This window comes from Neobacillus sp. SM06 (assembly GCF_050496765.1).
Lineage (GTDB): Bacteria > Bacillota > Bacilli > Bacillales > Cytobacillaceae > JAEVLT01.
The window spans coordinates 1-25,416 of sequence record NZ_JBNWEO010000005.1 but is presented as its reverse complement, the minus strand read 5'-3'; the positions used below and the strand labels follow the sequence as shown (position 1 = coordinate 25,416).

The 25,416-nt window shown below is 41.9% G+C and carries 22 protein-coding genes and 1 pseudogene; 2 read left to right on the top strand and 21 right to left on the bottom strand.

Annotation, left to right across the window (positions count from 1 at the left end):
- Nucleotides 1-9: 9 nt before the first annotated feature.
- A pseudogene (locus ACQYAD_RS00305) lies at nucleotides 10-288 on the bottom strand (SRPBCC family protein); the annotation flags it as partial.
- 77 nt (nucleotides 289-365) lie between these two features.
- Complete coding sequence (locus tag ACQYAD_RS00300; protein WP_430234425.1) at nucleotides 366-956, bottom strand: TetR/AcrR family transcriptional regulator; 591 nt, start codon at nucleotides 954-956, stop codon at nucleotides 366-368.
- A 145-nt stretch (nucleotides 957-1,101) separates the two neighbouring features.
- Between ACQYAD_RS00300 and ACQYAD_RS00295 the strand changes: the two genes are divergently transcribed.
- Together ACQYAD_RS00295 and ACQYAD_RS00290 are read left to right on the top strand one after the other, a co-directional pair.
- Entirely contained in the window at nucleotides 1,102-1,989 is an 888-nt protein-coding gene (locus ACQYAD_RS00295; protein ID WP_430234423.1) for an ABC transporter ATP-binding protein, read from the top strand.
- Entirely contained in the window at nucleotides 1,986-2,798 is an 813-nt protein-coding gene (locus ACQYAD_RS00290) for an ABC transporter permease subunit (RefSeq protein ID WP_430234421.1), read from the top strand. Before ACQYAD_RS00295 ends, ACQYAD_RS00290 begins: the two co-directional genes overlap by 4 nt.
- A gap of 556 nt (nucleotides 2,799-3,354) precedes the next feature.
- On the opposite strand, the gene ACQYAD_RS00285 is transcribed toward ACQYAD_RS00290, so the two are convergent.
- From ACQYAD_RS00285 to ACQYAD_RS00195, 19 genes are all read right to left on the bottom strand, one after another.
- Nucleotides 3,355-4,548 (bottom strand): PDZ domain-containing protein, encoded by a 1,194-nt coding sequence (locus tag ACQYAD_RS00285; protein ID WP_430234419.1) that lies wholly within the window; start codon nucleotides 4,546-4,548, stop codon nucleotides 3,355-3,357.
- A gap of 105 nt (nucleotides 4,549-4,653) precedes the next feature.
- Nucleotides 4,654-4,776: a hypothetical protein gene (locus ACQYAD_RS00280; RefSeq protein WP_430234417.1), complete on the bottom strand. Its 123-nt coding sequence runs from the start codon at nucleotides 4,774-4,776 to the stop codon at nucleotides 4,654-4,656.
- A 5-nt stretch (nucleotides 4,777-4,781) separates the two neighbouring features.
- A complete protein-coding gene (locus tag ACQYAD_RS00275) occupies nucleotides 4,782-6,242 on the bottom strand; it encodes a S41 family peptidase (RefSeq protein ID WP_430234415.1) in 1,461 nt (486 codons plus the stop codon).
- Between the two features lie 240 nt (nucleotides 6,243-6,482).
- Nucleotides 6,483-7,775: a murein hydrolase activator EnvC family protein gene (locus ACQYAD_RS00270; RefSeq protein ID WP_430234414.1), complete on the bottom strand. Its 1,293-nt coding sequence runs from the start codon at nucleotides 7,773-7,775 to the stop codon at nucleotides 6,483-6,485.
- A 109-nt stretch (nucleotides 7,776-7,884) separates the two neighbouring features.
- A complete protein-coding gene (gene ftsX / locus ACQYAD_RS00265; RefSeq protein ID WP_430234412.1) occupies nucleotides 7,885-8,778 on the bottom strand; it encodes a permease-like cell division protein FtsX in 894 nt (297 codons plus the stop codon).
- Entirely contained in the window at nucleotides 8,768-9,454 is a 687-nt protein-coding gene (ftsE, locus tag ACQYAD_RS00260; protein WP_430234410.1) for a cell division ATP-binding protein FtsE, read from the bottom strand. The genes ftsX and ftsE overlap by 11 nt, the downstream gene beginning before the upstream one ends.
- Nucleotides 9,455-9,684: 230 nt before the next feature.
- Nucleotides 9,685-10,005, bottom strand: coding sequence for a cytochrome c551 (gene cccB, locus ACQYAD_RS00255; protein WP_430234408.1), 321 nt, complete (start codon nucleotides 10,003-10,005; stop codon nucleotides 9,685-9,687).
- A gap of 702 nt (nucleotides 10,006-10,707) precedes the next feature.
- Nucleotides 10,708-11,809 (bottom strand): peptide chain release factor 2 gene (gene prfB, locus ACQYAD_RS00250; RefSeq protein WP_430234406.1). Its coding sequence is split into 2 segments (ribosomal slippage): nucleotides 10,708-11,736 and nucleotides 11,738-11,809, totalling 1,101 coding nucleotides; the frame shifts between segments, so codons are not numbered across the junction.
- A gap of 219 nt (nucleotides 11,810-12,028) precedes the next feature.
- Nucleotides 12,029-14,539, bottom strand: coding sequence for a preprotein translocase subunit SecA (gene secA / locus ACQYAD_RS00245; RefSeq protein ID WP_430234404.1), 2,511 nt, complete (start codon nucleotides 14,537-14,539; stop codon nucleotides 12,029-12,031).
- A 336-nt stretch (nucleotides 14,540-14,875) separates the two neighbouring features.
- Nucleotides 14,876-16,810 (bottom strand): SEC-C metal-binding domain-containing protein, encoded by a 1,935-nt coding sequence (locus ACQYAD_RS00240; RefSeq protein ID WP_430234402.1) that lies wholly within the window; start codon nucleotides 16,808-16,810, stop codon nucleotides 14,876-14,878.
- Nucleotides 16,807-17,205 carry a UPF0158 family protein gene (locus tag ACQYAD_RS00235; protein ID WP_430234400.1) on the bottom strand — a complete coding sequence of 133 codons (399 nt, stop codon included), beginning with the start codon at nucleotides 17,203-17,205 and terminating at the stop codon, nucleotides 16,807-16,809. The genes ACQYAD_RS00240 and ACQYAD_RS00235 overlap by 4 nt, the downstream gene beginning before the upstream one ends.
- Nucleotides 17,206-17,286: 81 nt before the next feature.
- A complete protein-coding gene (locus tag ACQYAD_RS00230) occupies nucleotides 17,287-17,862 on the bottom strand; it encodes a Uma2 family endonuclease (protein WP_430234398.1) in 576 nt (191 codons plus the stop codon).
- An 89-nt stretch (nucleotides 17,863-17,951) separates the two neighbouring features.
- A complete protein-coding gene (hpf, locus tag ACQYAD_RS00225) occupies nucleotides 17,952-18,497 on the bottom strand; it encodes a ribosome hibernation-promoting factor, HPF/YfiA family (RefSeq protein ID WP_430234396.1) in 546 nt (181 codons plus the stop codon).
- Nucleotides 18,498-19,028: 531 nt separating this feature from the next.
- Nucleotides 19,029-19,403 (bottom strand): flagellar protein FlaG, encoded by a 375-nt coding sequence (flaG, locus tag ACQYAD_RS00220; protein WP_430234395.1) that lies wholly within the window; start codon nucleotides 19,401-19,403, stop codon nucleotides 19,029-19,031.
- A 95-nt stretch (nucleotides 19,404-19,498) separates the two neighbouring features.
- On the bottom strand, nucleotides 19,499-19,936 hold the full coding sequence (locus tag ACQYAD_RS00215; protein WP_430234393.1) for a YaaR family protein: 438 nt from the start codon (nucleotides 19,934-19,936) through the stop codon (nucleotides 19,499-19,501).
- 28 nt (nucleotides 19,937-19,964) lie between these two features.
- Nucleotides 19,965-20,261, bottom strand: coding sequence for an EscU/YscU/HrcU family type III secretion system export apparatus switch protein (locus tag ACQYAD_RS00210; RefSeq protein ID WP_430234391.1), 297 nt, complete (start codon nucleotides 20,259-20,261; stop codon nucleotides 19,965-19,967).
- Complete coding sequence (locus tag ACQYAD_RS00205; protein ID WP_430234390.1) at nucleotides 20,258-21,994, bottom strand: hypothetical protein; 1,737 nt, start codon at nucleotides 21,992-21,994, stop codon at nucleotides 20,258-20,260. The genes ACQYAD_RS00210 and ACQYAD_RS00205 overlap by 4 nt, the downstream gene beginning before the upstream one ends.
- A gap of 191 nt (nucleotides 21,995-22,185) precedes the next feature.
- Nucleotides 22,186-23,328 carry an acyl-CoA dehydrogenase family protein gene (locus tag ACQYAD_RS00200; RefSeq protein WP_430234388.1) on the bottom strand — a complete coding sequence of 381 codons (1,143 nt, stop codon included), beginning with the start codon at nucleotides 23,326-23,328 and terminating at the stop codon, nucleotides 22,186-22,188.
- A gap of 514 nt (nucleotides 23,329-23,842) precedes the next feature.
- On the bottom strand, nucleotides 23,843-25,282 hold the full coding sequence (locus tag ACQYAD_RS00195) for an IS6 family transposase (protein ID WP_430234386.1): 1,440 nt from the start codon (nucleotides 25,280-25,282) through the stop codon (nucleotides 23,843-23,845).
- Nucleotides 25,283-25,416: the final 134 nt, after the last annotated feature.

Here is a 25,416-nt window from a genome sequence, read left to right as displayed (position 1 = left end):
ACGGAAAATCTACTTCAGCGACTCCACTAGCTCGCTCAAACGATCCCAAGTTTCAGTGATTCCCTGCAGCATGCCCATGTCCATGACGGTGTTGAGAGCCTCTTCAGAAACATATTCAGCACGGTTAATCAGCTTTGTTTTTCCACCCAAATCGATGAAATCCAATGTGATTTCGGTGGACGGCATGGAATCATTCAAATTCCCTTCGGCATCCGAAAAGTAATCAGTATAGACGATCTTATCCAGCTCGATAATCTTCTTATAGACCCCTTTGCCCCATGATTCCATACATCAATTGACGTAGCCGTATAATCCTGAGAAGCACATAATAAGACAGCACAAAAACGCAATTTCAGTTGAGGATCCTATTCTTTCCCACAAATTCCGTATAAAAAAATATGGAGCATTTCATTCATTAAATTCATGTTCCCAGTTTGCTGAATTGAATCGTAAAGCTCATTGGTATACTTCATACTGAAATTAATAAAAACAAAAAGACCTTCGTTTGAAATCTTATCTGAAATTTTCCCATTTTTTCTCCCTTCTTCAATTAATTGAAGGAAGGCCGGGAGAATCCTCTCATTGTACTCTTTTTCCATAAATTGAGCGATTTCTTGATCTTCTTTAACAAGCCGCATAAAAAAAGGAGTTAAAGAGCTTAGTGAGGATTCTCTTTCTTGTAAGATGATGGATTCAATTTTTTCTTTAAAAGTATAATCCCCGTTCATATTTTCTAAAAAATCATTAAATGAGTCTTCAATATATTTCTTTACGGCCTCTCGTAACAAAGCTTCTTTATTTCCAAAATAATTGTAAATGGTAACCTGAGAGACATTAGCAGTTTTGGCAATGTCCGCTATTCGAATTTTACTAGAATCCCATGTTTTGAGCATTTCTAATGTTGTTTGGATAATATTTCCTTTTATTTGGAAGGCTCGTCTTTCAAAACCATTCATTTTCATCATCCTACATGCAATTTATTAATAATGAAATTATAACACAAAGATATTTCATCATTCTATTGACAATAGTTATGCCCAAACGTAATATAAATTATGAAATAAGAAAAGATAAATATTTCATAATTTTGGAGGTGGAAAAATGCTGGAGGTTCAACATTTAACAAAAAAATTTAAAAATGGAAAAGGGATCTTTGATGTTACTTTTTCAATAAAGAAGGGGGAAGTCTTCGGCTTTCTGGGACCTAATGGGGCTGGAAAATCCACGACTATTCGCCATATCATGGGGTTTATGAAACCTGAGAGTGGATTTGTCAAAATTGATGGATTAGATACATGGACAAAACAAGGAGAAGCACAAAAATATATTGGTTATTTGCCGGGTGAAATTGCTTTTATTGAAGGAATGACCGGAAAAAGTTTTTTGGACTTTATGACAGAAATGCAAGGAGCAAAAGGTTTCGCAAAACGAGATGAATTAATTGAACGATTTCAATTTGATGTCAACACCCCCATTCGAAAGATGTCAAAAGGAATGAAACAAAAGGTAGGAATCGTGGCAGCCTTTATGCATGACCCTGAAGTCATTATTTTAGATGAGCCAACATCTGGTTTGGATCCGTTAATGCAAAAAGTATTTATTGAACTTGTCCTCGAAGAAAAGGCAAAAGGAAAAACATTTTTAATGTCTTCACATAGTTTCCCTGAAATTGAAAGGACATGTGACCGGGCGGCAATTATTAAGGATGGAGTGGTCATTGCGGTAAAGGATATACACGAGCTACAATCCATGCAGAGAAAGCTCTTTGAAGTGACATTTCAAAACCAATCAGATGTGAAAGCGTTCTTGAAATCTAATCTGCAAATTGAGTCTTATGAAGGAAATCGAGTGAGGGTGTCGATCCAAGGGAATTATGATGCTTTTATAGAAGAAACCGCAAAATATCACGTACGGAACATTGATATCTTTACACAAAACTTAGAGGAAATCTTTATGAATTATTATGATAGAATGGGGGCTTCAAAATGAATTTATCACTCTATAAACAGATGATGAAAGTGAATATAAAAGGAGTGATGAATTACGCCATTGGTGCTGCTTTTTATATCTTAATTGTCGTATGGATTTATCCAAGTATGGAAAAAACAGCCAAACCCTTAAACGATTTGTTAAAAGTAATGCCGGCTGGAATGACTAAGGCTTTTAATTTGCAAAATGGTTTCGGAAGCTTCGAATCGTTTATGTCAGGTGAATTTTATGGAGTATTATTTACTTTAATCGTTTCCATTTTTTGTGTCACAGTGCCTATACAATTAATGGCGAAATTGGTGAACCAAGGATCGATGGCATATTTATTATCTACTCCAACGACAAGAGGAAAGGTTGCATTTACACAAGCAAGTGTTTTCATAACAGGATTATTTTTAATTTCGGCTATTACAACCATTTTTGGTATTGTTGGTGTTCGTATTTTTGCTGATGACACTAGTTCTTTTCATGTAGAGCGATTTATTCAGTTGAATGTAGCAGCTTTTGCCCTGTTCTTTGCATTAGGAGGAATTTCATTTTTGGTTTCGTCCCTATCTAATGATGAAAAGAAGGGCCTTGGAATTTCAGGGATGATTATTTTTGGTTTCTTTAGCTTGGATTTCATTAGAAAAATTAGTGACAAAGTGGACTGGTTAAAAAATTTTACTCTTTTTACATTATATAAACCTTCTGAAGTTGTAGTGGGCAAAGGAAATCTCATACAGGACTGTGTTATTCTATTTGCCATTGGCCTCATTGCATTTATCATAAGTATTTTGACATTTAAAAAGAGAGATTTGCCATTATAATTTAGGGGAATCAGGAAACAAGGCTGCTTTTTTAGAAAAAGAGCCTTGTTTTTTATTTGATTTTGTTAAATTTGTAATTTCTTTAAATAGGATTGATCTGGTACCATCAGCCAATTACTTGACTATTAAATTTAAAAATTGGAACCGGTTTATTGCTGTACTGGCAAAAGGGAGAATTTACATAATTGGAAGTAAATATTAATCTTATCAAGTCATCTAAAGAGTAGCTTATGAGTCCACTTAATCTCTCCATATTATCAATAAATGAATTTAATAAATTTCCGTTTTCACTTCTCCATTTTACAATTTCCTACAAGTATTACAAAAGATAGATATGGCTAACTTTTTCATAAAAATTTGCTACAGTTAACCTCAATAAGTATCCAGCCAAGCTTTCGTCTGCAAATGGCTTTGGAGTTATTAATAATTTTTGATTCTTAGTCATGTCACCAACCACCATTCCCTTATATAAAAATAACGCCTTAAAGAATACCTTCAAGGCGTTATTTTTTATATTTTCCACATGATTCTAACTAATTATGAATAATCACAAAAACTACCCAATCTTCTCTCCATAATCTTTCTCGTCCTGAACGAACAAAATGCCAAGTTCATGGTGGTCGCCTTCGTAAAGCGCCCGCTGGACAAAGCGGACCTCCCCATTTGTATCGATCACTTCCAACTTGCAATGAGCACGGTTTTTTTGCAATGCCTCGTAAAAGGCAACTGGATCATGCACAGTGTGTCCATTCGCTTTCGTAATGAGTTCGCCAACCTCAAGCGCCATTTTATCAGCAGGTGAACCAGGTATAATTCCGAGAATCAGTAAACCATTATTTTTTTTCGAAAAATAAAACGGCAGGCCTTCGTCTTGAATACGCTGAATCAGCGTTAACAGTTCGCGGCCGATAATGGCCAAAGCGACTGCAGCAATCGATGCAAGCGGATACCAATAACCGGCAGCTGCTGCAAGCGTCGTAAAAATCCCGAGAGCAATGATACGTTTGCCAAGCATGCTGATAGCCTCTTTTGGCAGCATACCTTGGATTTGCTGCTGGAATCCGACAGCAAATGGCACAAGCAAAAGGCCGAAGTTTTCTGCACCCATGTGGAAAACCGGCCACCATGGAAATGGCAGGTGGAGAGCGTCGCCTGGCACAAGCATGAAAATCGGCAAAAGCCATAGGCGCTTTACTTCATGAATCCCTACTCGCTGGCCGCGCTTGCTGCGAACCAGTTTTGGCGAAGTGCCGAAACTGCCGTTTTTTAAAATCAGAACCCCTTCCGCAATCAGCAGGATGGTTAGCAAAACAGCCACAGAAGGATAAATTTTTTCATCCAATGCTTGAAAGTCCCGTTGAAATAGCGGTATCGGCCAGTTGTTTCCGGCTGCTGCCACAAGGGTAAAAAAAGCCCCACCCACCGTATAGGCAGGCCCCATCAGTCGGACATTCATCGTTAAGCTCCACAAAAAAGTAAAGGCAGCAATGAGAAGGATGGCCGCAAACGGAACAGTTACTCCTGCTCCAATGACAATAATGGATAGAATCAGTCCAACAAGAATTCCGAGCGGAAACAATTGCCGCAATTCAAAATAGGCATTGAATGCACGGACATGGAAGTTTTTCCGCTCCCGTTTCACTCGAAGGACGCCTAAAATACCAGCCAGAAAAACAAGGTAATAGAAAACAGGGTGAAGAAAGAATTTTCCGATTCCTTTTAACACCTCAATGATCCAAATTTGCACCACATCTCACCCCAACCCTTAACTTCATCTCTTTTCTATCTATTTTATCAAATTGCCGCTATAAAACCTATTACTAGTTTTTTGAAAAATAGAAAGGATTGAGCAGACTTATCGGTTAAAATTCCACCCTGTGACAGGATGATGCCATCTACAATCGGTTATTCCACCGAGCCGGAATGTGTTCCGCCAAACCGCAAAAATGGACAAGGTTTTCTCCCCTTGTCCATCCATCTACATCACTCCTGATTGGCCACGAGCTGCAAGGCAATGCGCAACTGCAAATCATTCGTTTCTTTCTTCATTGCATTCATTGCGGCTTCTTCCAACAGCGCTGCCGTTTTGGCATCAATTTTTCCGGTAACATCAAGATTCTTTTCCTGCTGGAATGCTTTTACTGCACCGGCAGTTTCTGTGCTGAAATAGCCATCTGTCCGTCCTGGAACATAGCCGAGACCCTTTAAAATTTCCTGAGCATTTTTCACTTGCTCATTGTTCATATCCTTCTCAAGCGGCTTATCCACTTGCAGTGGATGCGTCTGAAAAATTGCTGGCTGTTTCACTGGAACATCCGGCTGAATCCCTTTCTTATGGATCCAATGGCCATCTGGTGTAAGCCACTTAAACAGTGTCAATTTAATATTGCTGCCATCACCCATTGGAACCGCCTGCTGTACCGTCCCTTTGCCAAACGTTTTTTCCCCAACTAGCGGATATCCTTCCGCTTCTTTTAATGCCCCTGCTAAAATTTCCGAAGCAGATGCGCTTCCTTTATCAACAAGAACTGCAACCGGATACTCTTTTTTCTTTGCCAGTGTTGAATAAACACGTTGTTTTTCACCATTTCGATTTTCAATCTGAATCAGCGGTTTATCTTTTGTCACAAACTCACCTAAAATTTCTTCTACACTCGGGAGCAGGCCGCCTGGGTTGCCGCGGACATCAAGGACCAGTCCTTTAATGTTTTCGTCCTCAAGTGCCTTTAACTGCTTTTTGAAATCGGAAGCCGTTTTCTCCGCAAAAGATGTTAGCTCAATATAGCCAATCTTTTTGCCATTTTGATATTTTATGGCCGAATGAACGGTTTCCAACGGAATTTCACCCCGTTTCACCGATATGGTCATCGGGTCTTTTAGTCCTTTTCTTGCAATCTCCAGTTTAACAGTCGTTCCTTTTTTGCCGCGAATCTTGAGCGTTGCTTTGCTGAGATCCAACCCTTCCACACTTTCTCCGTTCACTTTTAAAATTTGGTCATTTGCTTTCAATCCCGCTTTTTCGGCGGGTGAATTTTTAAACGGTGAAACAATGACGATTTTGCCATCGACCATTCCAACTTCAGCTCCGATTCCTTCGAACGAGGATTCAAGAGTCTGAGTGAATTGCTGCGCCGTATCCTTGTCCATATAAACAGAATAAGGATCCTTCAATACAGCAAGCATCCCTTGTACCGCACCTTCCACCAGCTTTTGGCGGTCCACTTTTTCAACATACCGGCTTAAAATTAGATCGTAAGCCTGGTTTACTTTTTCCAGATTAACCGAATCGCTCTGCTGCAAGTTGGCAGTGCCGGGATTTGTCGCCTGCAGCTTTTCCAGGGCGGTGCTTTCTTTACCGTTGAGCAGCTGCATTCCGGCATAGGTGCCGCCTGCTCCTGTCAGCAGCGATCCGGTCATCAAAAGGGCAATCCATTTCCGATTCATCCCCATCCTCCTCTGTTTTCACATATTGATGTCCAGCCAGCGGCGTTTTGTAAAAAGACTCACTCTTTCTGCATCGGTGAAATGCTTGCCGGTCAAGATTAATTCGTTTCAAGCTTGTCTATTAACATATATGTAGGGAAGGGACAGGTTATGTACACGAAATCCCGAATTGCCTGACGAGCGGTTTCAAAAAAAAAAATAGAAGAAGCGATCGCCTCCTCTATTTATTGAAATTTGTTATTAATACGGCACGATACCTGCCGGGTTGATGGCACTATGGTACGCCCATGGGCCTTTGTACAATTCAAAGTGCAAATGCTGACCCGTTGATTCGCCGGTGTTGCCCATAATACCAATTTGCTGGCCTTTTCTGACGGACTGCCCGTTGCTGACCAAGCTTCTTTCCATATGAGCATAGACGGTCGTATAAACCTGGCCATTGATCGAATGGGCGATATATACCACATTTCCGTAACTGCTTGAATAATGCGAAGTAACGACTACGCCATCGGCGGCAGCCACAATCGGTACATTGGAACCGCTGTTGGCAAAATCAACGCCGTAATGGAAAGTCCCCCAGCGCGGACCATAGGTGGAACTAATTACTCCGGATGCCGGTCTTGTAAAGGCTCCTCCTGAAATAGGCGGTGCCGATACGGACGGTGCGGCCGCTGCGGAAGATGTACTGTTTCCGCCCGAAGAACTCTTTGCAGCGGCGGCTGCGGCTGCAGCTTGGCGTGCTTGCTCCGCCTGGCGATCCTGCTCATCTTTTATTGCCTTTTGGATCGCTGAATTTTGGGCAGCAAGAACTTGTGCCTGCTCCTGCATGCTCATTTTTTCCTCAGTCACTTGTTTTTCCTGAACTTGCAAGGACGCTAACAACTTGTCCTTTTCAGCTCTTTGTGCGCTCAATTGATTATTCATTGTTTGCAAATCATCTAGCAGTTTTTGCAAGCTGGCAAGATCTTTTTTCACTTGGGCTTGTTTTTGCTCAAGTTCCTGCTTGTCTGCCTCTGCTTGTTTTAAAATATCTTGATCGGCCTGCATAATCGTTGCAACCGCACTGGCGCGGTCCACGAAATCACTAAAACTGGATGAACCCATTAATACATCAAGATAATTGACCATTCCGCCGTTTTCCTGATAGTTTCGGGCACGGTCTTTTAGCAAAAGATTTCGTTTTTGGATGCGGTCTTGAATAACTTTTATTTCATCTTGCAATTTGGAAATTTGTGCTTTTGTTTCATCAACTTTTGCCGATTTGTCACGGATTTTGGCGTTTGTATCGCCGATTGCCAGGTCAATTCGTTCCATTTCAGATTGAACATCTGCCTGCTGTCCTTGTAAATTACTAATCTTTTGATTAGCATCATTAATGCTCGAGTTAATATTCGACTGTTGACTCTTCACTTCATCCTGCTTTTTTTTCAAACTTGAGAGCGATTCCGCCTCCGCTTTGGAAGTAAAACCTCCAAGCATGCTGCCAATTCCGACAGTTGTAGCAAAAGCGAGGGATATAAATGGTTTCTTCACTTTTCCGATTTCTCCTTCCACTGCCAAACCTATGTATAGGCAAATCGTTTTTCTATTAAACATTGTAATTAGGATAGAAAGCTAGGGGGCAACCCCCCAAGCTAAATCCCTAGATTTTCAAGAATTTACGGACGGACATGACGCTTCCCCAAATACCGATCAGTGCACCCATGAGAACAAGCAACACACTGACTTGATAGATAAATGGTTCATAAGGAAGAACTTGAATAAAATTACCTTTTAGCTTTGGCTCAATATAAGCATAAGCATTATAGTAAGCAATCGATATCAGTATAATTGGCAATATCGACCCCAGTATCCCAAGCCATAAACCTTCAAGGAAAAATGGCCAGCGAATAAACGAATTGGTTGCGCCTACTAGTCTCATAATCTTAATTTCCCGCCTGCGCGCAATAATTGTAATTTTAATCGTGTTTGAAATGAGGAAAATAGCGGTAAATAATAAACCGATAATCAATACAACACCAACATTTCGGCTTGCCTTGATAAATTTAAACAATTTTTCAACTTGGCCTTGGCCATATTTGACCTTTGCGACAAAGTTCATTTTTTCAATTTTCTTTGCTGCTTTCATCGTATCTGTCGGATTTTTAGTTTTTACGATAAATACATCGTTCAATGGATTATCTTGCTCGAAAAGCTTGAACGCTTTTCCTTCGCTTCCAAGGCTATCAATTAAGTTTTTCAATTCATCTTGTTTGGAAGAAAACTTGATTGATTTTACTTCAGGAAGCTGCTTAATTTGTTGCTGTAAAGTTTGCACATCTTGCTTGTTCGCAGCAACATCGATATGGACACGGATTTCGACATCCTCTTCAATCGTTTGTGCCACTTTGTTGAGATTCATCATAATGACGAAAAAGACGCCGACAAGTATTAACGTAACGGTAACAGCACTTACGGATGCAAAGGTCATCCAGCCATTTCGGCTGATGCTTTTCAGACTTTCTCGTGCGTGACGGCCAATTGTTCTAGCCTTCATAACCGTATTCACCTCTTTGCTCATCACGAACGATTTTTCCACTTTCAATGGCAATGACGCGATGTTTGATCGTGTTGACAATGTCTCTGTTGTGGGTGGCCATCACAACGGTTGTCCCGCTAGTGTTGATTTCATCAAAAATATTCATGATTTCCCACGATGTATCCGGGTCAAGATTTCCCGTCGGCTCATCCGCAATAACGACTTTCGGCGAGTTAACAATCGAGCGGGCGATCGAAACACGCTGTTGCTCGCCGCCTGATAATTCTGTTGGCAGCATCCGGGCTTTATGTTTTAAATTAACGAGATCCAGCACTTCCATCACACGTTTTTTGATAAACTTTGGCTGCGCCTCAATCACTTCCAAAGCAAATGCAACATTTTCATAGACTGTTAGCATTGGCAGAAGTTTGAAGTCTTGAAAGACAACGCCAATATTCCTTCGAAAGATGGGAACTTTACTATTTTTTAATTTTGCCAGATTCACGCCATTAATTAGGATCGTTCCGGATGTTGGAACTTCCTCTCGATACATCATTTTAATAAATGTCGATTTTCCGGCACCGCTTGGTCCGACGACATAGACGAATTCACCTTGATTAATCCGCACATCTATACCATTCACGGCAGTAACGCCATTTGGATACTTTTTATATACATCTTGCATTTCAATCATTCTTATCACCTGATCGTTTAAATTCTCGGGTCTATGTGAAAGGGGTCAATTAATCATTCATTTAGTACTCAATTTTCGCATAGATTCATTATAACATCATAATCCGACAAAAAAAGCGGTAAAAATATTACAGTTTCTTTTCAAATAAAGACAAAATCCCCTATAAAATGCCATTTTTTCACAAATTAAAAACGCTCTGCTTAATTTACAGAACGTTTTTCCCATGCCTATCATTTTTTTGCGGCAAGCCATTCGGCAACCTTTTCTGCATCTTTGCCGGAGATTACCCCTGCCGGCATTCCGCCTTTGCCGTTTTTAATGATGTTTAAAATTTCATCTTTCGAATACTTTGAGCCAATTTTCTGCAGATTTGGACCAACAGAACCCTCCAGATTGCCGCCATGGCAGGTAGAGCATTTTTGTGAAACAATTTTTTGCGGATCGCCTGCTTGTGCTCCGCCGTTTTGAGAAGTGTCTGTGCCGCCTCCGCAAGCAGCCAATACCGTTACAAGGGCAGTGCCAATTGCGAATGCCAACAGCTTTCTTTTCATTACAAATCTCCTTTCGGGTAAATTCCAACACTTACTAGTATACCTATTTTTTGAAACGTTTGAAACCTTCCTCAAGAACCTCCGTTCCTCCATACTAATTACAAAAGCAGTTGGATCAATGGTTTGACCCATTGTTTCAGTTTTGTGAATTCAGCTTGGTTGGCAACACATATCCGCATTGTCCATTCTGATCCGTTTACCCGCCGTATGCAGATAGTTTTGTCACACGAAGGTCAATTTTATTCAGCATCCCTTGCCATATTTCCTCCAGTTTGCCCGTGTTGATCCTCGCCATTTTCAAACGGCCAAAACGAAATCAAGCGTCCTGCTTTGGGACATATAAAGCAATTAACGCAAGTAAGCTGGGGCCGCGGTTAATGTCAAAAACTTAAGTGGCAGTGATTGCGCTCATTCAGTGAGTATTTCAAAATATACTTTCGAACACATGTACTATCCTAATAAATAAGAAATTTTGGCGAGAATCGCCCTCCGAACATAGCTATTCTCCTAATATCAGGGAAACCTCGGCACGAATCCGCCCTCCGAACATACCCACCCTCCTAATACCTGGTAAAAACCGTCACGAATGCGCTCATGGAAAATAATGTACCTAAAATCAAAACCAGCAGACAAGGTTCATGCAACAATCAAAAAGAGGATGCCCCCTAAAAGTAATACTTTTGGAACACCCTCCACGCAAAATTATTGAATTCTCGATCTTAAATAAGCATCAATAAATGGATCCAGCTCCCCGTCCATCACAGCTTGAACATTCCCGACCTCTGTGTTGGTTCGGTGATCCTTCACCATCGAATACGGATGGAACACATACGAGCGAATCTGACTTCCCCAGCCAATTTCCTTCTGCTCGCCGCGAATCTCCAATAGCTGCTTCTCTTTCTCTTCCATCTCGCGCTGATACAACTTTGCCTTTAGCATATTCATCGCATGCTCACGGTTTTGAATCTGCGAGCGCTCCGTCTGACATGCCACAACAATCCCCGTCGGCAAATGCGTAATCCTGACAGCCGACTCCGTTTTATTAATATGCTGCCCCCCCGCACCGCTCGCACGATACGTATCCACCTTCAAATCCTCCGTACGGATCTCAACCTCAATATCCCCATCAAGTTCCGGCATCACTTCACACGACACAAACGAAGTATGGCGGCGCCCCGACGCATCAAACGGCGAAATCCGCACCAACCGATGCACCCCTTTTTCCGCCTTCAAATAGCCATATGCATTATGGCCTTTAATCAACAGCGTCACACTCTTAATCCCCGCTTCATCACCAGGCAGATAATCAAGCGTCTCCACTTTAAACCCGTGCTTCTCTGCCCAGCGCGTATACATCCGCAAAAGCATCGAGCCCCAATCCTGCGACTCCGTCCCCCCCGCACCGGGATGAAGCTCTAAGATCGCATTATTTTTATCATATGGCTCGTTTAAAAGCTGCTGCAACTCGAACTCATCCAGCCGCTTAATCAACCCCTCAAGCTCCTCTTCAAGCTCTTCCTGAAGCTCCGCATCCTGCTCTTCCTTCACAAGCTCATACGTCACTTCCACATTCTCAAGCGCCTCAGCCATCTCATAAAAACCATGCACCTGATCCTTCAAGCCATTCGACTCATTAATCACCTTCTGCGCAGCCTGCTGATCATTCCAAAAATCAGGCTGCAACATCACATCATCCAGCTCAGCAATCCGAGCCTCCTTATTCTCCAGGTCAAAGAGACCCCCTAAAACCCGCTAAACGCTTAGCTGTCTTCTCAAGCTCATTCCGAATATCCGCTAATTCCATAACCTTCACCTCAAAAATAGTATATGCAAAATCATAGGAAAGAGAGTCGGCCCTGAGGCCGGCCCCCTTCTTTTTTTAAAAATGAACGCAATTGCCCATTCGCTCCGAAAAACAAATCAAACCAAAGCGCTACACGAACATCGTTCGCAGCGCTCACTTTCCAAGCATATCAAACCGTCACAGCGCCCTTCCTGTACAACAGAAGCGGCCGCTAAAAATTTACTTCCCGGCCCCGTGGCAGTTCTTGTACTTTTTACCGCTGCCGCAGAAACACGGATCATTGCGCCCAATGTCCATCTTCTTCACAACCGGCTTCTTCTTGACGGTTTCACCGTCTTCCTTCGGATTCACCGCCTGGCCCTTCGCCACTTCCTGCCGCTCCAAATTACTGCGGATTTCCGCCTTCATAATATATAACGAAACTTCTTCTTCAATCGACGCAATCATTGTTTCAAACATCGCAAATCCTTCATGCTGGTACTCGCGAAGCGGATCAATCTGGCCGTAAGCGCGCAAATGGATACCATCGCGCAGCTGATCCATTGCATCAATATGATCAATCCATTTCGAGTCAACCGAGCGAAGCACAATGACTTTCTCGAATTCACGCATTTGCTCAGGCGTTAAAATGGCTTCTTTTTCATCATAGCGCTCCTTCACTTTCGCAAAAATCAGTTCAATGATCTCTTCCGACTCCTTGCCGCGGAGCTGATCAATGACAATATCGCCTTCGTGGAGCAGGTTGGCATTTACAAAATCGATAATTCCATTAAGATTCCAGTCTTCTTCTGCCTCAGTTGCAGGAGTATGGGCCATCACATTGCGTTCAATCGTCGATAAAATCATCTTTTCGACAATTTCACGCAAGTTTTCCGATTCAAGCACCTCATCGCGCTGCTTATAAATAATTTCCCGCTGCTGGCGAAGAACATCGTCATATTGAAGCAGCTGTTTCCGGGCGTCGAAGTTATTGCCTTCCACCCGCTTCTGAGCGGACTCAACTGCTTTTGAAACCATTTTGCTCTGGATCGGCTGGGAATCATCCATGCCAAGCCGCTCCATCATCGATTTCATATTGTCGGAACCAAAGCGGCGCATCAATTCGTCTTCCATCGACAAATAGAACTGCGTAACCCCAGGATCCCCTTGCCGGCCGGAACGTCCGCGCAACTGGTTGTCGATCCGCCGGCTTTCATGGCGCTCTGTCCCAATTACAGCAAGGCCGCCCAAGTCTTTTACGCCTTCGCCAAGCTTGATGTCCGTACCGCGGCCAGCCATGTTTGTTGCAATCGTAACTGCGCCTTTTTGGCCCGCTTCCGCAATGATTTCTGCTTCACGGCCATGGTTTTTCGCATTTAATACATTGTGGCGGACACCTTTTCGCGATAACAGTTTCGAAATCAATTCAGACGTTTCAATCGCAACCGTACCAACAAGCACAGGCTGTCCATTTTGATGGCGTTCCACAATATCCTCTACGACAGCTCTGAACTTCCCTTCCATTGAAGCATAGATCAAATCAGGGCGGTCATCACGAATAATCGGCATATTGGTCGGAATGACGATGACGTTCATATTGTAAATATTTCTGAACTCTTCTTCTTCCGTTTTAGCCGTACCGGTCATACCCGCTAATTTTTCATACATCCGGAAGTAGTTCTGGAACGTGATCGTTGCCATTGTCATGCTTTCATTTTGCACTTCCAGGCCTTCTTTTGCTTCAATCGCCTGGTGCAGTCCTTCACTGTAGCGGCGGCCCTTCATTAAGCGGCCGGTAAATTGGTCGACGATGACAATTTCCCCGTCCTGTACAACATAGTCGACATCCAAATGCATGCTGACATTGGCACGTAAAGCTTGATTAATATGGTGATTCAAAGAAACATGCGAAATATCAAATAAGTTGTCGATGCCAAACGCGCGCTCCGCTTTGCTGATGCCTTCTTCCGTCAGCATGACGCCCTTTGTTTTTTCATCGTATGTGTAATCAACATCTCTCGTGAGCGTACGCACAAACGCATTCGCCTGAATATAAAGAACAGTCGATTTTTCAGCTGTACCGGAAATAATCAAAGGTGTCCGTGCTTCATCGATTAAAATCGAGTCAACCTCGTCGATCACAGCATAATACAGCGGGCGCTGAACCTTTTGCTCTTTATAAAGAACCATGTTGTCCCGCAAGTAGTCGAAACCAAATTCGTTGTTCGTTCCATACGTAATATCAGCAGCGTACGCTTCCTGTTTTTCTTCTGGTGACATGCTGTTAAGGTTTAACCCGACAGTCAGTCCCAAAAATTCATATAACTGACCCATTTCCGTGGCATCGCGGCTTGCCAAGTATTCATTGACTGTGACAACATGAACGCCTTTTCCGGAAAGGGCGTTCAAGTATACAGGCATGGTCGCTGTCAGCGTTTTTCCTTCGCCTGTTTTCATCTCAGAAATATTTCCTTCATGAAGCGAAATACCGCCCATCAGCTGAACATGATAGGGATATAGGCCAAGCACGCGGCGCGCTCCCTCGCGAACAACCGCAAACGCTTCAACAAGCAAATCATCCAGCGATTCGCCTTTTTGGTAGCGGGCTTTGAACTCCTCCGTTTTTTCCCGAAGCTGTTCATCGGTCATTCTTTCCATATCCGGCGCCAATTCTTCAATTTCATTTGCCAGTTTGTCAAGACGTTTCAATTCCCGTTTATTCAAATCAAAAATTTTATTTAAAATCCCCATTACGATGAACGCTCCTTTGTCATCCTTCTAGTACGAAAAGCGCTTGCCCCGTCCAAAACCAATCCATTAAAAAAGATTCGCTTTTTAAAGGCTGAATCCTTTCTCAATTCTTTACTAAATCTCTATTAATATTACCACTTCCACTATACAGTGACAACTTCTGAACCATTCCAAACGGTTCACCTGCACAAACAATTGGCCTATTAAATTGTAAACCTTCCAAACAAATATCGACTTTTTTTCGTTGCTTCGACAATTTCCAAGGAAATATTCCAGCAATCTTCCTTGAGTCGGAAACTCTCACAGGAAGAAGCCGGGAGTCTGCTTTCTCCCGAATTATAGCTTCTCCAACCAAGCGATAAGGCCAGGTATTTCCCGCCAAATGTGCAGGTGCTCATCTGCATAAATGATCGCTTCGCTTTCATCGCCCATTGAATAATAGGAAGGTTGTTCGGATGGAAGGCGTTTTTTCCCTAGAAGATACGGAATGATATGTTTATTTTCCTTCTTACCTTCTTTGACTAATTTCGCCGCTTCCGGTGTAAAGCCATTTTCAAGGACTTCTATCAATGCTCGATTAAACATTCCTCTGGCAAACCCTTCATTAAATTCATCCAGCAGTTTTCGTGCTTTTTCGAGCTCTCCATTATCCACATAGGCAATAAATAGGAAAAAACGTACTCCTTGGTTGTCCATTGGGTTTAATTCAAGCAGCTCGACCATTTGCTTGATTGCCTCTTCCCTTTTTTCCAAATGCAAAAGAGCTTGGGCATAACTAAACTTGGCGCGCATAAACGGCCTTGTCTCATATAGCCCCCAAAAGTGCCCCCTGTGTTTTTTGAAGTAATTTTCACCAAATTCCTTTTGTCCAATCTCCATCCCTTTTTTATACAAACTTGCAGACTTTTCCATATTCGGAGCACCTTCAGCCAATATAGTGTACGCATCAACGCAGTTCGGGTCGAGTTTCAGCGCATCTTTTGCAAGTTTGAACCGTAACGGCCCGTCTGCCTCAAATGCATCGTACACCATCTCTTGGGCACGTTCTTTACTTGTTTGCGGAGCCTTTTTGGGAGCATTCAGCTTTTGATTGATTACCCTATTGGCTTCTTCCAAACTTTCAAACTGCAAATGATCCAGTTCTCCTAACGCTTCTCTCATCACTCGTTCAGTCAGGATCGGATTTGGGAACGGTCTAGCTTCCCCCATTGACTCATGGCCATCGAACATATCCATATCGAACATTTCCTCCTGCAAAAACGAAGCCAATTCCTGATAGATAGGTGAAATCGATCCCGGTGAAACCCCATAATGATCTGCTAATTCTTTTTGCGTCATCTCAACTTCCATTGGCGCAATCGTTGACACTAGGTAATGCAGTGCCGCAGCATAAAGATTCGGGTTCTTGATTCGCTTCTGCCGTACCATGCAAAATCGATACCAAACCAAGACTCCGGTTTCAATTACGTCAGAATCCTCATCGAAGGTTTCAAGCGACTCAATGAACGTTTCCGCCACTTTCTTATGGACGAGTGAAGGCCACTCGAGAGCCTCCAGATCCATTTCTCTGTTTCTCAACATCATTAAATCATTCATAAGCTCAACGAAAAATTCTTGTACATACTCTTGTGGATCTTCAAACCCGATCTCTTTACTATCTCTGTAAATGTATTCCATTACCATTTCCAGCGAAACATCTGGAATCGTAAACGGACCAGCAAAAAATACTTCTTTTTGTTCATATGGAAGAAGAAAACCTAAAAACACTTCATCTTCGTCAATTAGAAATTCACTGTTAACAACAACCGTATCAATGACATTGCCGGTGATTCCTTCTGCAATGGTAAGGTTGTTGCCATTTCTTTGACGGACGATCCCTACAATCGCCCGGGCGTTCGTCCATGTCTGTAAAATTTGCCGGAGCTTCGGCCGCTGAATTCTTTTTCCCTCAGAAGCAATAAATTTTTCAAGAATCGTTTTTCCATCTTCAAACCTTTCAAACAAGGTAAACCAAGTAGCTAAGAGGAAGAAATAGAATTCTCTTATGACATCGTCTTGGATTAGAATTTCTTCCTCTAAACCTTCAAAGTTGTCTTCTAATTCAACGTCATAGTGGATGAGAGCAAAATGAAGAATTTGCTTTTGCAGATCATCCATTTCTTTTTCCAACAGATGAGTAATGCCAACAGCTTCGTTTGCCCCGCAGCACTTTTTGTACTTTTTGCCGCTGCCGCATGGACATGGGTCATTGCGGTTGATTTTTTCGTTCATTCCTTCTCCACTTCCTTTAACCACTCTTCGATTCGTTTTTTGCCATATTGATATTCAAAATCGTACCATTGATCGCGCATATCCAATTTAAAGAGAGCATCTTGGAATTGGCGAAATGGCCTGGGGCGATCCAATGCAGCAAATAATTTGTCACTTTTTCGATCGTCCTCAACACTCACGGCAAATTTCTCCATTAACTGGAACGCTTCGAAGGATTCGATAGTCGGGATCCCCAAGTACCGCTCTTCGCTTCCTACCTCATCCCAGTCAATACCCGGCTCACCGGTTTCGGCTTCATTCCAATCATTTACGATTCCTTTCGTTTTCAAGTCATAAAAAGCTGTATCTCGTTCATTTGTTAAAAAAATATCTATTAATTCATCTAGTAAGTTCACGCTTCTCACACTCCACTCTAATAGTAACATGTTTGCCAGATTGGTAGGAAAAAATACGCTAAAAAAGGTGAACTGTGGGGTTCACCTTTGGAAAATAGTGTCTAACGAGATTTTCACTGATTCCGGGAAAATGGCAGAAGTAAAATAATCATTTTCATTAAAAATCACTGGGAGTTCGTATTGGCCATTTTCATTAAGCTGGTACTGCTCAACGATTTTCTCATTTGGATAAATCAGGACGTATTCGTTTACTCCATATTTTTGATAAAGATTTAACTTTTCAATTCGATCTCTTTTCCATGTAGATGGTGACAAAACTTCAACAATTAGTTCAGGTGCACCTTTACATCCTCTTTCATCAAGTTTTTTATTGTCACAAATCACGGAAATGTCCGGCTGAACCACCTGAAATTCTTCTTCATCCTTTGCTGCTGCCGATAAGCGAACATCAAAAGGAGCAGGGTAAACCTCGCAATTTCTTTCTTTAAAAATAGCATGTAATGCAACGAGTAAACGAGTAAGAATTTGCTGATGCTGTCGTACAGGCGCAGCATGCAAAAAGGGGATCCCATTAATGATTTCATAGCGTGGTTCTTCTGGCCAAGACAAGTATTCTTGATAGGATACTTTTTTGGAGTGGGGCTGATTTAGGCTCATTTACAAAGGACACCTCCTTTGGTTGTATTTTACCACAATTATGCAAAGAGCGCAGACCCTTTCATCAGGACTGCGCTTCTTGTTCTTGCTTAATGGGCTTCGATCAAACCATAGCGGCCGTCTTTTCGTTTGTACACGACGTTTGTACGGTTGGTTTCAGCGTTTGTAAAAACATAGAAATTGTGGCCAAGCATGTTCATTTGCAAAATCGCTTCTTCGCTGTCCATTGGCTTTAAGTCAAAGCGCTTAGTTCGGACAACTTCCAATTCATCTTCCTCTGCCTCGACAGGCTCAGCAGCCGGTGTTGTAAACATGGCCGGGATACTTCCTTTTTCACGGAATTTGCGGTTGACCTTTGTTTTGTGCTTGCGGATTTGACGCTCAAGCTTATCGACAATCAGGTCAATCGCAGCATACATGTCAGCGTTTGTTTCCTCGGCACGCAACACAAGCTGCGGCATTGGGATGGTTATTTCAACTTTTGATGTTTTATCCTGATTAAAGCGTAAGTTCACATTCACCGTTGCTTCCGGTGCTTCGGTAAAGTAGCGTTCCAATTTGGCTACTTTCTTTTCTACATACTCTCGAATTGCTGGAGTTACCTCAATGTTTTCACCACGAACGTTATAATTCATAAGTGAACTCCTCCTTTTGTTAAGACTATGTAAATACATTTCTATTTTACCCCTAAACATTCCTGCTAATCCAGCAAGAAAATTTTGTCGAATTGTTGACAAAAACAATAAAGGGATAGTGGGAAACTGGAAAAACTTCCACGTGAACGTTAAACAACTATTTAGGGTAAACCATTAGAGAATTCTTTAGAAATTAGTAACGCTATTACTCAACGACTGATGAATTTCGTTAACTTTACGGGCTGATTCGACGACTTTCAATTTGAATTCTGCCTCTTTCGGGTACAAATTGATACCCTTGGAGTTGTATTCGATGACGATGTGGCTGAATTCGGCACATTTGCGGACTTATTCGACGTCCTTTGAGCACAATCCGACGTATTTGCAGTGTGAATTCGACGCATTTCAATCACAATTCGACGTCTTTACCAGAACCATCACCAAATATACTCCTTTTTCTCCCAAAACCAATTACCGCTCGTCCAACGTGAGCGGCCTCTATTGTTGTTATTAATTTTTTTGTATCATTGATTATACTTTTTTATCAACAATAATACCTAGGCGCTTTGCAATATCAGCATACATATCAAGCATTTTTTTGGGCGGAATCTCTCGAATGACTTCATTGGTATCATCATTTATGAGTGTAACATAATACTCATTCAGCTTCTCATGAAGCTTGAATTTAAGGGAAGTATGAGCAGGCTTTAAAAATTCATTTAAGCTCTTAACAACTTCCTCAACTTTTTGCCTTTTTTGCTGATCATTTTGTTTCACCTGGTTGTCATCATTTTGTTTAGGTAAGACATAATTTTTATCTTGCTCTTTCTCGTCTGCTTTAACCCCTTCGTTGGCTGAAATTCTTAGTTGATTAGGGATAGGCGCTGTTGAAATACGTTCCAACATTGTTATCTCCCCTTGTTTTATCTTTATTTATATATCGGTACCATACTAGCATTTTTTAACCCAAACCTGAAACATCGAAAAAAATAGCCAAAATATTATGTATAAAGATTAATCAGCATTCCTTTGATTTCGCCGACCATTCCAAGTAGATCGAGTCCTTTCACTTCCTTATTTAGCACGGTATCGGTTAAGTCGATAAGTTTCTTATCGACCTCTTTTACAAGCTTGTACAGACGGGATGATCCATATTGATTAAACCCCCGCTCTTCTTTCAGCTGCAGGCCATTTTTAACTACGTCGTTCAAAAAATCTTTCACTAACTTCTTATAATTACGTAAATTTTCAACTGTTCTTGATTCCACCAGCTTGCTGCCCTGGCTTTCGATTTCCTTCATTTTCTGATTTAGGCTTTCAAGCGTTAAATCCGCCCGTTTTTTATCCATCACCGCGTCAAACGAAATGGAATCCTTTGCAACAGTTTCTCTGAAGCCGGTTCTTGATAGAGAAGTTTTATTCACGCGATTTACTTCCATCTTTTTCACCTTTTCTTCATGATAATTTCTACTCTTGATAAGATTTCTCTATTTTTTCTAGCAATAGAAAGACTTCAGCTATAACGGCATACAATTGCGTTGGGACTGAGGTTCCTAGGTCAACTTGAAGGAGCATCTCCATCAAAGCCGAATCCTTCTGCAAAGGAATATCATTTTGCTGTGCTGCTTCGATCATTTTCTCCGCCACATAACCCGAACCATGGGCAATGACAGTTGGTGCTGCTCCTTCATTGTATTTTAATACAGCTGCCGATGGACCATTCAACTGCTTGCGCTTTTTCAGATTTAAAAATTGGCTGGTCATACGGTCAAATCAAATCCCCTCTCCCTTTTTTGGGTTGGCTTCCCTTTCGGTACGTCTTTTACTTCCGGTGTGAACCGTTTAAACTGAACGGAACCAATGTTGTAGCCGATCTCCTCCAGTTTCTCCTTCATATCATCGGTAAGCGGTTTGGCGATTTCCTTTACAGCTTTCTGGTCACTTTTAATGGTGATTGCCAATTGGCGATTCACCGCGGATAAGGAAATTCCAATCTCCCCGAGCTTCTTTGTTTCAAGAATAAAATAAAGATTGCAATTTTCCCAATCAATTTTTTCTCCGTTCCTTTTTGAGTTAACGAGCACTCGGACATTCTCAATCTGCTTGTTCAAAAGAAGTGGCAGCTGTATAAATAAATTCTGGACTCCTGATGGATCCTGCCTGCTCAACAGTTGCTGCCCGGTAATTGCCGCTAATGCTTTTGCTACATTTGGCTGTTGATTCCCGCTTTCCTCCAAATGCAGTAAAAAGGATTTTAGGTTTGCCACTACATCTTTTTTTTCGGACAGAGCTTCAGCCGTGTCGGTCTCATGAGTATATCCCATCGTTTTAACTAGTTCAAAAATAGACCTGGCGCCAGATTTGGGTGCTGGAATGGTTTCTGCCAACAGCTCTTCTGCTGCTTTTGGCTGCTGTTGGGAGGTAAAACGCAGAACTTTCTGTTCGGACGGCTGAAAGCGAAGCTGTTCAAACTTGGCTTTCACCTCATTGACAATACGGCTTCCTTGTTCAGTGTACCCTTTGCTAAGCAAGCTGCGTGCTTCAGCAAGCTTCGAACTGGCTCTAAGCAGTTCCTTTTCCGTCGATAAATCGGCATACAGCATGAAGTCGCCCTTTAAAATTGTTTTATCTAGTTTGGTAATCGTTGCTTCAAGGCTTTGATTGGCGTTTGGCAGGTTTTTCACTTCGATCAGTTTTGCAACCGTATCCAGACTCCAGCCGATTTCCTTTCTTGCTTTGGAAAAATCAATCGCAAGCTGCGAAAGTTTTTCAGAAACTTTCGTGACTAGCACATTTTGCGAAGAAAGCGGCGGAAGCGGTGAAATGCTCTCTTCCATCGTGCTTGGATTTTTTTGATTTACCATTGTGATAGGACTTGCTATACTTTTGCTATCAATCTCTACCTTTTTGCTATCAATTGTAGCTTGTTGGCTTGATTTATTCAGCACTTCCGTTACAAATCCGCTAACAGACTCAAATTCCTGCAGTGCTGCATGCACTGATCGTAGCGGTGTATGGGCAAACTCAATCCCTCTTTGCTGGGCAAGTTTTAAGGTTTCCACTTTTTCCTCCACCGCACCCGTTTCCTTTTTCAAAAATTCTTGAATTCCGGCGAGCGATTCTTTCGACAGCTTGCCGCCCCTTGAAAGAATTTGGTTCACCGCCTCCTTTAATTCCGGATCGAGAAACAGATCGAATCCTGCTTTTTGAAGCATGACTTTGGAATCCTGCCTGCCCTTTTCAATAGAGGAAATCGTCTTTAAAATGATTTTTCCATCTGGCGTTTGCCCTTTCACTTCCACCAGTATCTTCTCTTCGCTTGGAATAGGATCATCAAACTTTACGGTAACTTCTTGTCCTTTTAAAACGACCTTTGCTTCGTTTTTACCCGTTCTCTCTTTTATCGTAATCGAGTGAACTTCCCCTGCTTTGGCAGCCGGTGCTCCGTTTACTTTATTCGTGATTTGCGAAGAGAATTGGGAACTGTTTATTTCCATTTGCCACACTCCGTACCGGTTCTTACTCTTTTTATCGGCAGAGTTAGGGAATTTTCAAATGCAAATGAAAACTTGCCGATTGGCGAGTCCCTAAGGACGAAGACAGAGGCGTAGTTGAATTTATGCGTTCAGAATTTATGGATCCCTAAATTCTGATTAGCTAAAAAATGGATGGCCCGATAAGCCACCCATTACTTAAATTCTGCTAATGCGTTTTCTGCGAGCATTTTAAACGTAATATCATCCATTGGCGGATTGTGCAGACCGGCTCGGACATTTTGATAATAGCGGTGTAGCGGATTTTGCTGTGACAGGCTTCTCGCGCCAACAATCCGCATCGCCAAATCAACAATATCAATGGCATTGTTTGTTACAACTGTTTTCACTGCAGCCATTTCCGTTTTAAAATCATTTTCTGGATTTTTTTCGTATTTTTTGGCAATAGCATACAAAAATTCCCTTGATGAAACGAGTTTCAATTCTAGTTCACCCATTTGCTGCTGAATCGCCGGCAGTGTGCCAATTGGCTTTCCAAGGCTTGTTGGCACATATTCTGCTGCAAACCGAACAGCATAATCGCGGGCCGCCCCGGCAATGCCAAGATAGCAGGCTGGAATATGCAGCATCCAGCCTTTTCGGCGGTTTTTGCTGCCTGTTGTTGCTGTCTCCAAGACATAATTTGCGGGAATTTCAACATTTTCCAAAATCAAATCATGGCTTGCCGTCCCTCTCATGGCAACACTATCCCATGTTTCCCGGATGGAAACGCCCTTTAACTTTCGAGAAACCACAAACGTTGCTGCTTCGCCATCCTCCATCGTGGCTGTGACAAAAATAAAGTCGAGAACCGGTGAAGCGGAAGTGAATGTTTTTTCACCGTTTAAAATATAAGACTGCCGATCCGGTGATAAAACAGCGGTTGTTCTCGGCTTGGCCCCTCTTAGTGGACTTCCGGCATTGCGCTCGCTAGCGGCGGTATTCAGTAATGCCCCGTTTCGAATCGCCTCACTGAGGAGCGGCACGAGCTCTGGATTCCAGTGCCGATGCTCGGCAAATTCCAGAATCGTCCCCATATGCCAACCGATTGACAAGGCCGTCGACCCGCAGCCTTTGGCAATTTGTTCTTGAAAGGCGAGGAAATCGGTAAGAGAAATTCCGGCACCGCCAAGGTCGATTGGAAGGGTTAGAGTGGTATAGCCTACTTTCTTGAGATCGTCTATATTTTCGTATGGAAAGGAATTTAATTGATCCAATTCACTTTCACGATTTTGAAATGTAGGGGTGAGCGATTGCAATTGTGCAAGCAGTTGATTCCGTAATGATGTGGTTGACATGGATCCTCCTCCTTTTAAGTATAATTATATCAGAATAGTTGGATTTAATGAAAAAAGAAGAGATACTTGGATCGATCTCTTCTTTTTCCATATGGCAAGGAGCATGTTTTCAATAATAAGCTAATTCGCTTACCGTTAACTATATACACGACTTTAATAATTTGACTTGATATAATAAAGAGTAGGAAATAACATGTCGGTACCCGCTTTTGTTTAAGATATATAAACAGTAGAAATAACTAAGAATAAAAAACTTTAGGTAGTGTCAAAAGTTCTATGAAAACTACCTAGCGATTTAATATTTCTTCCATTTACTGGGCGGGTATGCCCCCGCAACCGCTCTTGACAAACACGCCAATGGTTTGCGTTTACTTTACCAAGGGCGACGGGGACAAAAAGAAGGCATGCTAAATAGCCCTTGGTTTTTCCATTTTAAACCATTGGCTAGTTCGGTTTGTCAAGAGTTCGCTTCGCCGGATGCTAGTTTTATTCAAGGGCTCTGCTAAACAAAAAGTTAGGTAGACCGCTGCTGGATAATCCAGCGTTGAGCTAATTCCATTAACTTTGTCCATCGCGCGGGCATTGTAGGAAGCCCTGATAGTTCTGGATTCACTACCGGGACTTTGCCCTCTAAACTTGCATGTGGACGAAGGAAATTAAAGTACGCCACAAACAACGTGACAAAAGAAACTGAACCATGTTCCGACCCAAAGCCATGAGTGGAACGATAGTTGCCCTTAAAAGTGCGGTTAAGTCTCTCGATAATTTGCTTAAGAGGTCTGTATTCCGTCGAAACAGGATCGTCGTTTGTCAGCCCAATCACTTGCTTCACATCAAAGGAAATGCCGTGCTGTGCGAAGAAATGTTGGGCTAGCAGATAGATCGGATTTCCGTCTACCACAAAGGTTAAATCTTTTGGAATCTCTTTCATCTTCAATAAGACATCATCCATTGCACGAATAGCGGAAACCGTATCTCGATTCGGTGAGACCGGATAAGAAAGGATGATTTTCTTCACCGCATCGAAAAAGAAAAATAAGTAATGCCAGTGACCATTCACTCGAATATAGGTTTCATCGCCACAAAATTGATCGGAAAGCTCGTAAGGGTAATGATCAATATATGGCTTAAGCAAAAGAGCGACGCTGTTTTCGTAGTTCAAAATCGTTTGATGTGAAATGGATACACCATGGACATCCTGCATAATGGCAGCTGTTTTACGAGCTGAAAGGCCATAGTTGACATGGTAAGTTAGAATCAACCCCAATGTATGTGGAGATGCGTAAATCTTTGACAAATCCACTACTGGAAGTTCAGGTGATTCCTTGGAAAGAGGCTTAAAATCAAGGTGAAACCGGCGAAAAATGTATCGTAATTTAAATGCCTGCGGATCCTTTTTAAACCGTTTCTTTTCTTTGGAAGACATGCCGTTTAGTTTCTTTTGGTAATAGGGACAATCGTTATTTTTGCACTTGAACACGTCAAAATCTTGTCGCTCCTTAACTTTTTCAAGGGTTTTTGAACAATGAGGGCACTTAAGAATAGCCTCTTTCAAATAACGACTCTTATTGTTAAAAAGGCAGGAACATACCTTACATTGATACTGTCCTTTGCCTCCATTATTGGCATAAAGATAATCCGATGGAGCACCACACGCTGGACAGTTCATTGACTTAGGTACAATTGCTTTTGTATTTGAACGTCTTTGAACCGGTTTTAAGGGTTTACCGTTTTTCTCAAGATAATCGGTGAGGAGTTTTTGATAATCAAGTTTTTCAAAGGTTTCGATGATAGGAAGTTCATCGACTTGAAGTTTTCGATAAGGTTTATTAACAGGCGTTTCTTCAGGTTTTTCAAACATACCCTTTCCAACGAGAAGTGTAAGTAATGTTCGAATTACCTGATCTTGATGCTTGATAAATTCCATTAAATAAGTTAATAATTGAGGGTACAAACTTGTCACTTCCAATCTGGGATGTTGTGTGTGGGGTAACCTCAATTATCCTTAGATTTTAGGGGGTGGCAAGTTTTTTGCATTTTAAAGCCCACTAAATCAAGGATTTATTAACTTTTTAATATATAACTTTT